Here is a 12,441-nt window from a genome sequence, read left to right on the forward strand (position 1 = left end):
CGGCTGGGACTTCGCCGCTGGGGGAGAAGTAGTCGTGCCATTTGACGCCGGGGCCGAAGCCGGTGCCGGTGGACAGGGCGACGTAGACGTCGGCGGCCGGGCCGTGGGTGAAGGTGATGATGTCGTCCTTGCCGTCGCCGTTGACATCGCCGGTGAGTGGTGTCTCGCCGGCTGGGGCGAAGTAGTCGTGCCACTTCTGTTCTCTTCCGACGAACTCGGTGCCCGAGGACAGCGCCACGTACACGTCGGCCAGGTTGTTCTGGGTGAAGGTCACCACGTCGTCGCGGCCGTCACCGTTGAAATCAGCCGACGAACCCGTGAAGGGTGTCGGGTTGACGAGGCGGCGCGCCTCCTCGATGAGCGCACGAGCTTTGGTCTCCGCCTGGTCGTACCGTGCCGGGCAGCAGGAGCGCTGCACGCTCTGCGCCAGCTGCCCTGCCGTGTAGTGGGGATACCGGGGCTCGTTGGTCTGCGCGCGGCTGAAGAACTGGGTGGAGGCATAGGCGACGTCCATGATTTGTTCGGGCGTGCCCCAACCCCAGCTCGGCCGTTGCTGGAACACGCCGAGTGAGTCGTCCTCCCCGCACGGGAGGTTGTTCATCCGGGACTCCACCCACCCCGCCTCGAAGCCGGCGAGCATCACCTTGTCCGAGACGTTGCGGTCGACACCGACCTTGTAAACGATCTTGATGACGTTGGGATCATGCGTGGTCGGGATGCTCGGGCAGACCAGCGGGCCGACATCCGAGGTGGGCGTGGCAGTCCCGTCCTGTGCGCTCACCGTCGTCGAAGTTCCCGAGAGCGTCGTCACCGCGATGGCGACGATCGTGCCGAGGGCCAGCGTGGCCCGCCTCCAGCGGGGTCTGGATAGGTGCCGATGTTCGTCCATGGGGTGTCCTTTCGGCTTCGGGGATCCTGCGGTGGTTCGCGATGGTGGGGCTGGCTCAGAAAGCGCGTTCTCCGGCGAGGCCGAAGAAGTCGTGCCACAACACGCCCGGTCCGAAGGTGGCGCCGGTGGACAGGGCGACGTAGACGTCGGCAAGGTGGTTGTGGGTGAAGGTGACGATGTCGTCCTTGCCGTCGCCGTCGAAGTCACCGATGTACGGGAACTCACCGGCCGGGCTGAAGAAGTCGTGCGCCTTCGCGCCGGGCCCGAACGTGGCACCGTCGGAGAACGCCACGTACACGTCGGCGGCCGGGTCGTTGGTGAAGGTGAGGATGTCGTCCCTGCCGTCGCCGTTGACGTCGGCGACCCGGGGCTGCTCGGCGTTGACCGCGAAGTAGTCGTGCGCCTTGGTCCCGGCGCCGAAGGCGGTGCCGGTGGACAGGGCGACGTAGACGTCGGCGGCCGGGCCGCGGGTGAAGGTGATGATGTCGTCCCGGCCGTCGCCGTTGACGTCACCCACCGCCGGGAACTCGGCGCCGACCGCGAAGTAGTCGTGCCACTTGGTGCTCGGGCTGAAGCCGGTGCCGGTGGACAGGGCGACGTAGACGTCGGCGGCCGGGCCGCGGGTGAAGGTGATGATGTCGTCCCGGCCGTCGCCGTTGACGTCACCCACCGCCGGGAACTCGGCGCCGACCGCGAAGTAGTCGTGCCACTTGGTGCTCGGGCTGAAGCCGGTGCCGGTGGACAGGGCGACGTAGACGTCGGCGGCCGAGCCGCGGGTGAAGGTGATGATGTCGTCCCGGCCGTCGCCGTTGACGTCACCCACCGCCGGCACCTCACCGCTGAGCGAGAAGAAGTCGTGCCACTTGGCCGAGGCACCGAAGGTGAGCCCCGCCGACGGCGCCACGTAGACGTCGGCGGCCGGGCCGTGCGTGAAGGTGACGATGTCGTCGCGACCGTCACCGGTGACGTCACCGGTCAGGGGAGTCTCGCCAGCCAGCGCGAAGAAGTCGTGGGCCTTCACGGCGGCTCCGAACGCGGTTCCCGTGGACGGCGCGGTATAGACGTCGGCCAACGAGTTCTGGGTGAAGGTGACGATGTCGTCCTTGCCGTCGCCGGTGAAGTCGGTCGGTGAACCGCCGAACAGGACACTTCCGCTACCACCGCAGTTGCGGCTGGTGTGATACGACGCCGTGGTGCTGTACCGGAGGGCGATTCCGTCGATGACGATCCGCTGGTTCGCGCCGTCGGCCTCCTGCTCGTAGTGCAGGTGCGGCCCGGTGGAGTTCCCGGTGCTGCCGACCTTGCCGAGCTCGGCCCCGACCGGGACGACCTGTCCTCGGCTGACGCTGATGCTGTTCAGGTGCGCGACGAGGCTGGTCCACCCACCGCCGTGATCGACCCGAACGTAGTTGCCGTAACCCGCGTGGTTACGCACCACGTCTCTGACGGTGCCGGTTGCCGAGGCCAGTACCGGAGTTCCCAGGTCCTGCGACCCGGGAAGGTTGAAGTCGATCGCGTTCACGACCTCGCTGGCATGGTGGTAGTACTGCCGTTGCTGTCCGCACGGCCAGGGCGCCCGGAAGTCCGGCCGCGGCCCGGCCGCCGTGATCCCGGCCCGCGGAGTGTCGTCCGCCCAGAGCGGCTGCGCCTGCACTGAGCCGGCGGTGGCGGCGAGTACGGTCCCCGTCGCGAGCAACGGGACCAGCAACATCCGATGTGGACGGGGTAGGGCAGGGTGGTGGGTCATGACTGACTGCCTCTCGGTGGGGACGCAGGGGAAGGGCTGGGTCAGGTGGCGAGTCCGGCCGACGCCGGTCGGCCGTGCGGAGGGTTCCGGCCGCTACCGGATGAGGCTGGGGCGGGGGACTTCCGCGAAGGAGCCGAAGTCGTCGTGCCACTTCGCCGACGAGCCGAACGACGACGCGGTGGACGTGGCGACGTAGACGTCGGAGGCTTCGGGCGTCCCTCTGGTGAAGGTGATGGCGTCCGCTCGGCCGTCACCGTTGACATCGCCGAGGCCGGGGGCCTCCTCACCGACCGCGAAGTAGTCGTGCCACTTCCAGCCTTGTTGGACGAACCTGCCTCCGTCGGACAGCGACACGTACACGTCGGCCGTCTCCCCACGGGTGAAGGTCACGACGTCGTCGCGGCCGTCGCCGTTCACGTCGCTCGCACCGGCCAGCTCGGTACCGGCGGCGAAGTGGGTGTGCCACTGCCACACCTCCTCCACGAACGCGACGCCGTTGGACAGCGACACGTAGACGTCGGCTGCGCTACCTCCGGTGAACGTCGCGACGTCGTCCCGGCCGTCCCCGTCGAAGTCGCCGACAGCGGGGCGCTCGGCGCCATAACCGAAGTTGTCGTGCCACTTCAGCCCGGGCCCGAACCCCGCGCCGGTGGACAGCGCCACCCACACGTCGCCGCTGTTGCCGCGGGTGAAGGTGATGATGTCCGCCCGCCCATCGCCGTTGACGTCGCCGACCTCGGGGTGTTCGGTGCCCAGGGCGAAGTGGTCGTGCCACCTGCTGGAAGGACCGAAGCCGGCCCCTGTGGACAGCGCGACGTAGACGTCGGCGTTGGTGCCGCGGGTGAAGGTGATGATGTCCGCCCGTCCGTCCCCGTTCACGTCACCGGTCAGGGGCACCTCGCCGGTGAGCGAGAAGAAGTCGTGGGCCTTCTGCCGGGCGCCGAAGGAGGACCCGCCGGACAGCGCGACATGGACGTCCGCGGCGTCGCCCTGGGTGAACAGCACGGCGTCGTCCCGGCCGTCGCCGTTCACGTCACTGGCGGCCCGGGACCGGGTCCGGGCGCTCACCACGGCCGAGGCCGGTCCGGTGTTGCCGTTGTGGTCCTCCGCCACCACTCGGTAGTAGCGGGTGGTGTTGGCCGGCAACGGTCCGTGCCGGAATCCGGGGGTGGTGCTGGTGCCGACGAGCGTGCCGGCGGTCACCGGAACCGAGGGATCGGTCGAGGCGTGGATCCGGTACTGGGCAACGCCGACGTCGTCGCCGGAAGCACGCCAGGTCAAGGGGATCGCGTGGACGCGCCCGGCAGCGACGGTGAGGCCTTCCACCCGGCTCGGTGCCGTTCGATCCACGAACGGGGGGACCAGGTTGAGCGCGCCGTACTTCGCCGCGGTCCACCTGGCCGAGCCCCCGGTCGGCGTGAGCCGTACGGTGATCACCGACTTGCCCGCGGTGACTCGTGCGGGCAGTGTGAAGTCGTCGTCGAGCCAGCGCTGGAACCGGTTGCCCAGTGCCTGAACCCACGTGCCGACGGCCGCGCCATCCACGTTGACCGACACCGACTGGTAGGCCTCGGCCTGGTCACCGGTGCGGCGCAACCGCACGCCCTGGTTGGTTGGGTCCACGGCCAGGCGGAAGCTGACGGCTCCGCCGGTGGCCCGCACGGGCGCGGCGACGGTGTCGGAGTCGTCGTTGCCCTCGTAGACGCCGACGAGGGAGTACTGTGTGGCCGCGCCGGTCTCGGTGTATCCGTGGGCGGTGCGGCTCGTGGCGTCGGTCACGACGACGGTGTCGGTGTGCCGGATGCTCGCTTCGGTCTTGGTGTACAGGTAGGCCGTGGAGCTCTCCTCGACCGGAAGATCGTTCTGCGGTCCGTGTTCCATGCCGAACCGCAGCCCGGAGTTGTAGGACAGCGCATCGCCGATCTGCAGCCGGTACATGCTGTCGCACTCGATGGCACACGATCCGGAGCCGACGCGGTGGCCGGTGTTACCGGTGAACACCCCGCTGTACTCGCCCCGGTTGAAGTACCAGCCCGACTCGTAGTAGTCCTCGGTGCCGGTCCCGTACAGCTGGGGGCTCAGGGAGCCGTCCACGTGGACGCGCTCATCGCCCTCGAGATAGCCCCGTGGGCCGTTGCAGCAGCCGACGCCGCCGGTGCTGCGGGCCCGCACGACCTGGGTGACGCCGACGAAGCGTCCCCGGCCGCTCTGCTGGGCCACGATCCAGTCCCGCGCCGGAGCGGTTTCCCCACGCAACGACTGAGTGGTGAAGTGTCCCGCCGTTCCAGTGGGACCCAGCTCGGCGGTCCACCGGGGGTTCGGTGCATGGGAGACCTGTGCCTGGATTCCCGAGACGCCGCCACCGGTCGTGTTGACCAACGACACTCGCGCCGATGCCGCGAAGGGCATCATCCACCACGCGCTGTACCAGCCACCCGGCGCCGCATCCATCCCGAACATCAACGAGCGCACGTCGCGTTCCCCGAGTCCCGCACCGAAGAACTCGCCCAATGGGGAGTCCACCGTGGTCCGGTTGTCGAACGTCATCCTGATCCGCAGGCCGGCCAGCGTGCCCTCGGTCGCCGCACCGTCGGGTACCCGGATCCGCAGCGCGGTGATCGCGGCAGGACCGGCCAGCTCGGTCACCGTTGCCGCACCGCCCGCGGGCGGCGACACCGTCACCGTGCTCGTGGTGGCACCCGGCTGGGCCGGTTTCGGATCGGCACGCCCGGCCGAGCGCAGCTTCTGCACCACATCGTGGGCAGGGTCGGCCGGGTTAAACCGGCCGACTCCCCCCGTGTCCGCGAACTCACGGTAGGTCACATGGTAGAACCGCGGGTTGTTCGTGGTAGTGATCAGCATCGAGTCCCGATAGGGCATCGGTACCTTGATGGTGACCCCGCCCGAGGTCTGGTCGGCGTTGGTCACCAACGGCCACACGAATGGCGCGCCCAGATCACCGTTGACCAGGCTCTGGAGGTTGGCGTTCAGCACGGTCACGCCGTCCAGCACCACCCTGATCGTGCCGGTCGCGCGTACGTCGCCGCCGTCTCGGGTGAACCAGATGGAGCTCACCTCACCGGGTCCACGATCCTCGGCGAGAACACATCCCGGCCCGTTTCCGCGCAGACACGAGAACGCACCCGTGAAGCCGTCGTTGTTGGTTCCGTCGCGGCCGAAGCTGGAGAACTGCTTGGTCTGCGACCCCGATGCCAGGTCGGGCAACAGGTCCAGCCGCCGATACACATCCCAGCCCACCGGACCGTTTCCGCCCGCGGCCGTGGCCGTGGGCGGTTCGGCCGGTGGAGCGCCCACCGCCGTGGGAGTCGCCGGCGACCAGCTGGGCGCGACGACCAGGGAAACACCAAGCACAAGACCGAGCACAGCTATCCGGAAGCACCGCATCAGGGCCGCCTTCCAGTCGGCCGGCGCAGCGATGGCAGCGGTGAGCGACACTGGCCGGGCAGGGCAGGGAACGACTGGGTAATCGTTTACCCGACAGAGTGTGAGATGGTGGGAATCCAACGTCAATACGCCGTTCGTCGCAAAGGTCCGGTTTCCCGGTGCTGCGAACATGTCAACCGCGACTCGAACGCCGCAGACTCGCGACCGCGGTACATCGTTGGCTCCACTACGTTCTGGCTGCACCAGGCGGTCCGATGTGGACCGGTTGGACGGCGGGCTGGGGCCGTCCGAGCACCGCCGCGGGTCATGGTGATGCCCCTCGGTCGCCGTTCGGCTCCTGGCCGCGACCAGCTCGTGCCGAGAAGGCGATCGAGGGCGTAGGCGCCCGCCACCCTTGATCAGCACGACGACGGCCAGTCCGACGGCCACGCGATGGTGTTCGAATCCTTCTCCGCGGAGCGGTCCGACCAGCTCATGAAGATCCCGATCGGCAGGTGGACGGTCAAGATGGCGCCGATTATCGCCGCGCTGATCCAGAAGGCCGCCACGCGGCCGGCGAACCCGGCGATCAGCGGGGGAGTGGCGGCGGCGGGGATCTCCGCGGCCGACACGAAGTCCAGAATGGACGCCAAGCCCGCACCACCGAACCAGCCGAACGGCTTCTGCGGCCCGTGGGACAGCATCACCAACCTGAGCGCGTTCCTCGCCACGAGGGCTCGGTGGTTCCCCCGTCATCCCCGTGGTATCCAACGCCGTGTCCACGATCTTGTTCCGCCCGGCACGACCATCGGCGGTACGACCGCGGTTGACGACATTCGTCACTACTCCTGACTCCTCATGGATCTACGGTTCTGCGCTGGACAGAGTTAGGAATCTGTGGGTCCAACCGCAACAGCTCACGATCGAACGGCAGGCGACCCGAGCCCCGGCACGCCGCCGTTCGACTGAGCGTCCCGGTCACTCGAACGGCTCGCATCGTTACGTGAACGTGACCCGGCCTTCCGGGTCGACCGGACACGTCCGCGGACCCGGGGTCGAGTGACCGAGTTCCAGTGGCCGACAACGATGTACGCGGTTGACGTTTCGGCAGGGCTCTTCCGGTCGTCGCTCAGTGCGTCCGTCTCGGTGATCACGAACCGGTCGATCGGCTCGGGGAGGTGTCGCGGGTGGTCGACCCGGTGTGTGAGAGGTAGTGGAAGCTGCGGAGACGACCGCCGTTCATTCGTGCCGTTGTTCGTCTTCCGACGACAGCCGATCTCGGGAGTATCGCCAGAAAAGTGTTCGTGCGGCCACGCCACTCTCTTGCGGACCGAGTTCGTTGACGCCAGTCCCACCCTTACCTAATCTTTCCCGATGGAAATGGACGTTCGCCATCTGCGAACCGTCGACACGATCGCCACCGAGGGCAGCCTGAGCAAGGCAGCTGCCACACTCGGGCTGTCCCAGCCCGCACTGACGACTCAGCTGCAGCGCATCGAGCGGCACTTCGGAGGGCAGTTGTTCCGCCGGGGCCGGCACGGAGCCGTGGCCACCCCGCTCGGTGAGTTCGTGCTCGCCAAGGCACGACTGGTGCTGCCGGCCGTTGACGAGCTCAACCGCGAAGCCGGCAGGTATGCCGCGGGCTTCTCGGCCGCCATGCCGCTGCGGTACGGCGCGGTGCCGGGCCCGCTGATGGCCGGGCTCCTGCAGCGCCTTGCGTCCCGTTCGGTGACCGCGGTCAGTATGCGGACCGAACCGTCGTCGCTCGTGCTGGCCGACCTGGTCGCCCATCGCAGTCTGGAGCTGGCGGCATTGCTGGAGTACGTGGACTACCCGGTGGGGCTGGCCGCCGACATCGAGCGCCGAGTCATCGCCGTGGAGCCGGCCTTCGTCCTCCTTCCAGCGGACTGTCCGTTGGCCGAGCGGGCGGAGCTCGAGTTGAGCGATCTGCGGGACGCGTCGTGGGTGCTGCCACCGCTGGCCGACAACGGTCTGCGCGACACCCTGGACAAAGCGTGCGCCCCATCCGGTTTCCGGCCCCGGCTCGCTCACGAGGCGGACGCGAGCGGGGCGCGCGACCTCATCGCCTCCGGTCACGCCATCGGGATCGGACAGGCGAGCTTTCGCGCCACACCCGGCATCGCCGTCCGCGCGATCGTGGGGTCGCCACTGCGTGTTCGGCACTCCCTGATCTGGGCCACCGCCGGCCCCATCGCCGCCATGGCCGACCAGGTCGTCTCGGCCGCGACCGGGGCTTACGACGCCGCCGTCCGCCGCAGTCGGCCCTACCGGCAATGGCTCAGCCGTCACTCCCGGTCCGAGCTCGCCTCGTGAGCCACGCTGTGCGGATCAGAGGCTGGTCTCCCCTGGTAGGCCGAAGTAGTCGTGCCACCGAACGCCGGGTCCGAAACCACTGCCGGTGGACAGTGCGGTGTAGACGTCCGCGCCGGCGTTGTGGGTGAAGGTGACGAGATCGGTTCGGCCGTCGTCGTCGAAGTCGCCGACGTAGGGAAACTCCGTGGTCAACGCGAAGAAGTCGTGCCATTTCGTGCCGGTGTCGGTGAACCTGCCGGTCCTGTTGGACAGCGCGACGTACACATCGCCGTCCCCGTTGTTGGTGAACGTCGCGATATCGGCCGCACCGTCGCCGTTGAAGTCGCCGAGTCGTGGTGACTCGAGGCCGACCGCGAAGAAGTCGTGCCACTTGGTGGATGTCGTGAACCCCGTGCCGGTCGACAACGCGACGTAGACGTCCGCGTTCGCTCCCTGGGTGAACGTGACGATGTCACTTCGTCCGTCACCGTTGACATCGGCCACTCCCGGGGATTCGCCGGAGAGCCCGAAGTAGTCGTGCCACTTCGCGGACGCGGTGAACCCGGTGCCGGTCGACAGCGCGACGTAGACGTCGGCGAGGTCGTTGCGGGTGAAGGTGACGATGTCGTCCTTGGCGTCGCCGTTGACGTCGCCGACGGCGGGGACCTCACCGTTGAGGGAGAAGAAGTCGTGCCACTTCCGCGCCACGGCGAAGCCCGTACCCGTGGACAAGGCGACGTAGACATCGGCACCGGAACCGTGGGTGAAGGTGACGATGTCGTCCTTGCCGTCACCGTCGAAGTCTCCGGTCAGCGGAGTCTCGCCGTCGAGGGAGAAGAAGTCGTGCCACTTCGAACTGCCGGAGAATCCGGAGCCGGTGGACACGGCGACGTACACGTCCGCCAAGGGACCGTGGGTGAACGTCACCACGTCGTCCCGGCCGTCGCCGGTGAAGTCCGCGGACGACCCGGTGAAGACCCCGGCGAGCGGGGACGACCACCGGAGCGGAGCGAGGAACAGCCCGCCTTGCCCCCATCCCGCTCCGGTGACCCAGGTGGTGCCGCTCGGCTCGGTCACCACCTCGGCGGCGTGGGTGTGAATCCGGCCGGCCAGGTCGTTCACCGAGAACCGAAACGGGTCCCGGCTACGGTAGACGCGAGTGTCCTTGTAGTCGGAGTCGCAACAGATGAACAGGTACCACCAGCCACCGCGCCACACCACGAACGGCGACTCCGTCGGACCGCCGACCGTGCCCGCCCGCGGGTGTTCGAAGGCAACCTGCTTGCCGCTCCAGTGGGTCAGGTCCGTGCTCGTGCGGTAGGCGACCTGGTGGTTGCCGCCCTGCGGGGTACGAGTGGCGGTGTAGTACATCACCCACTGGGTCCCGACCTTGGTCACCATGGGATCCCGGCCGTCGAACCCGTCGGTGAACAAGGGATTCGCCGAGCTGCGGACCCAGGTGTTCAGATCGGTGGACGTGGCGAGGTGCATCCGGTACGCCGCGTGGTCAGGCGTGCCCGCGGCGTAGAACATGTAGTACCGGCCGTTGTCGTAGATCACGTGTGGCGCCCAGATGTGGCTCTCCCCGGCGGCCGGGTCAGCGGTCAGCGCGAACGGGCGCTTGGTCCACGGTCCACTCGGCGACGGTGCCGTGGCATGGCCGAAGTTCTTCTCGTCCAACGGGTTCGCCGGCTCGGGATGCGTGATGGCATAGACATGCCAGGTCCCCGTCGCCACGTCCCGGATCATGGTGTGGTCGTTGTAGTACCAGCGCTGGGTCTCGCCGACGGAGGGGTCGTACACCCGGAAGAACGTGCCCGCGGAGACCGTGGGCAGCTCCGCGGCCAACCCCGGTGCCTGCGGTGCGGTTCCGGCTTCGGGCGGGGCGGGGACGTCCAGCGCGGCCACACCGGTTCCCGCCGAGCCAAGGGATGAGACCACGATCAGCACGGCCACCAACAGTCCGTGTACGGCTCTGTTCATTCCGCACCGCCTCCGCACGACATGGCGACACCAGCAGGCGCCGAGTAATCGGTTGCCCAGAGAATGTGAGAGAGCCGTCCGAACCGTCAATACGCCGTTCGGCTCCATGGCCGGGCGACCTGCGGGAGCTGGCTGTGCTCGTCGCACCTTCTCCTGGAGTCACCGACAGCGGGGGCGGGACGCTGCCGGTGACACCGTGAGCACCAGTGCACACGTTCCGCCTACTGTGATTCAGTTTCGGGTGCCCGCGCGGCAATCCGTTGTAGACAGCAGAATGCGGGAGTGTTAGAACAGTTCGCCTCAGTGAAGGGACAAGCAATGAAGCGTATTTTTCTGGTCCTCTCGGTCGTGCTCGGGTTGATGCTGTCCAGCGCTGTCGCGCACGCCATCGTCTACGGTGAGCCGGACGGCGACACGCACCGCAACGTGGGCGCGCTGATGTTCGACTGGAATCCCGACAGTCCTGGGGTCGAGCACGCCTGCACGGGGGCACTCATCTCACCGACAGTGTTTCTCACCGCGGCACACTGCTCCCCGCTTCTGCGGGGCGGCGACAACCGAGTGTGGGTCTCCTTCGACCAGGACGTCGACCCGGTGTCCTCGTCGACGACGCTCTACTCAGGAACCTTCTACGGGCATCCGGAGTACGGCCGGGTGCAGTCGGATCCGCACGACATCGCCGTGGTGGTCCTCGACGAGCCGATCACCGGAATCACTCCCGCCCGGTTGCCGTCCGCCGACCTGCTGAAGCGGATGAAGTCGGCCGGCACGCTCAACGGCCACAGGTTCACGGCCGTGGGCTACGGCGTCCGGGAGGCGGAGTTCGGTGGCGGCTTTCCGGCCCAGCCTTATGACGGTGCCCGTTGGCGTGCGGTGTCGGAGTTCAGCGCGCTCAACGAGTCCTGGCTGCGCCTGTCGCAGAACCCGCACACCGGTGACGGCGGAACCTGTGGTGGCGACTCCGGCGGGCCGCACTTCCTCGGTGCCGGAGCACAGGAGACCGACATCGTCGTGTCCATCACGGTGACGGGCGACTTGTTCTGCGTGGCCAGGAACCACACCTACCGACTCGACAGCCGGTCGGCGCGGGCCTTCCTCGGCACCTACGTGACGTTGCCCTAGCGAGCCGAGCCGAGCACGGCGGAGTCGGACAGCGTGGCAGTCCGTGGTTGTTGGGTGGCGGCCACGCCGTCCGTTCACCGTCGCCATGGGAGTCAAGACTCGCCGGGTGGGCGTCACCGCGGGCCGCCGGAAGGCGGCTGCCTCCTCCCGAGGTACTCGCGCTGGTTGGCGCCGGGCTCTCCGACGGAGAGATCGCCCAGCGCGCACACCTCGTCATCACCACCGGCACGACACGCGTGGGCAACCTGATGGCGAAGAGCGGCAGCGACCACCGCGTGCGACGGGCCGTGCTCGCCGTACGGACCGGCCTCTGACAGATTCACACGGCCCGCGGAGTGGCAGTGGAATGGCAGTGAGGTGAGTCACACTGCCCTCACCCTCTCCGGCGATGTCAGCGTCGAGCGAGGTGTTCCGACCGACGGCCGGATCGTGGGCAAGGGTCCTGGGGGCGAGTGGGCGGCAGGGTCGCCGTCCGGGCGGGAGAGGCAGCGGATGGAGCGAGTCGAGGAAGTCGACGATGGTGCGGCGGTTGGTGAGGAGCGCGTGGAGGCGACGGGTGGCTGGTCGGGACTCGACATGCTGGCGGTGGAGACGGTCCCGCTGATGGCGCTGCTGGCCCCGGCGATCTCTGTTCGCCGGAACGGGGAGAGCCTCGCCCACGTCCGGCTCCTGGCGGACGCGGAAACAGACCTGCCGCCGATCGTGGTGCACCGGCCGACGATGCGGGTGATCGATGGAATGCATCGGCTCCGTGCCGCGGCCTTGCGGGGCTCCACCGAGATCGAGGTGCGCTTCTACGAGGGTGGTGAGATGGATGCCTTCGTACTCGCGGTCCAGGCGAACGTCACCCGCGGGTTGCCCCTCTCGCTGGCCGAGCGGACCGAGGCGGCGGCGCGAATCGTGGTGTCGCACCCGAACTGGTCCGACCGGTTGATCGCCACGGCGACCGGCCTCGCGCCGACGACGGTCGCCGGGATAAGGCAACGGTCGACCGAGTCCATGG

Annotated in this window: 7 protein-coding genes; 2 read left to right on the top strand and 5 right to left on the bottom strand. The window is 68.3% G+C overall.

Translation table 11 applies throughout. The features are described 5' to 3' along the window. The 4 genes from BM051_RS25590 to BM051_RS25605 form a co-directional block, all read right to left on the bottom strand. Positions 1–889, bottom strand: an 889-nt coding sequence (locus BM051_RS25590; protein WP_143095728.1) for an FG-GAP repeat domain-containing protein, incomplete at its 3' end; no start/stop codon positions are given. A 55-nt stretch (positions 890–944) separates the two neighbouring features. After that, a complete protein-coding gene (locus tag BM051_RS30400) occupies positions 945–2,600 on the bottom strand; it encodes an FG-GAP-like repeat-containing protein (protein WP_280522177.1) in 1,656 nt (551 codons plus the stop codon). A 129-nt stretch (positions 2,601–2,729) separates the two neighbouring features. After that, a complete protein-coding gene (locus BM051_RS25600; RefSeq protein WP_208325879.1) occupies positions 2,730–5,711 on the bottom strand; it encodes a DUF2961 domain-containing protein in 2,982 nt (993 codons plus the stop codon). A 728-nt stretch (positions 5,712–6,439) separates the two neighbouring features. Beyond that, positions 6,440–6,751: a hypothetical protein gene (locus BM051_RS25605; protein WP_092535763.1), complete on the bottom strand. Its 312-nt coding sequence runs from the start codon at positions 6,749–6,751 to the stop codon at positions 6,440–6,442. 643 nt (positions 6,752–7,394) lie between these two features. Here BM051_RS25605 and BM051_RS25610 point away from each other — a divergent pair. Next, positions 7,395–8,354: a LysR family transcriptional regulator gene (locus tag BM051_RS25610; RefSeq protein ID WP_092535767.1), complete on the top strand. Its 960-nt coding sequence runs from the start codon at positions 7,395–7,397 to the stop codon at positions 8,352–8,354. 15 nt (positions 8,355–8,369) lie between these two features. On the opposite strand, the gene BM051_RS25615 is transcribed toward BM051_RS25610, so the two are convergent. Further along, on the bottom strand, positions 8,370–10,316 hold the full coding sequence (locus BM051_RS25615; protein ID WP_092535770.1) for an FG-GAP-like repeat-containing protein: 1,947 nt from the start codon (positions 10,314–10,316) through the stop codon (positions 8,370–8,372). Between the two features lie 318 nt (positions 10,317–10,634). Between BM051_RS25615 and BM051_RS25620 the strand changes: the two genes are divergently transcribed. Continuing rightward, on the top strand, positions 10,635–11,438 hold the full coding sequence (locus tag BM051_RS25620) for a trypsin-like serine protease (protein WP_092535773.1): 804 nt from the start codon (positions 10,635–10,637) through the stop codon (positions 11,436–11,438). The last annotated feature ends 1,003 nt before the right edge of the window (positions 11,439–12,441 follow it).

The sequence above is a fragment of the Amycolatopsis arida genome, assembly GCF_900115565.1.
GTDB lineage: Bacteria > Actinomycetota > Actinomycetes > Mycobacteriales > Pseudonocardiaceae > Yuhushiella > Yuhushiella arida.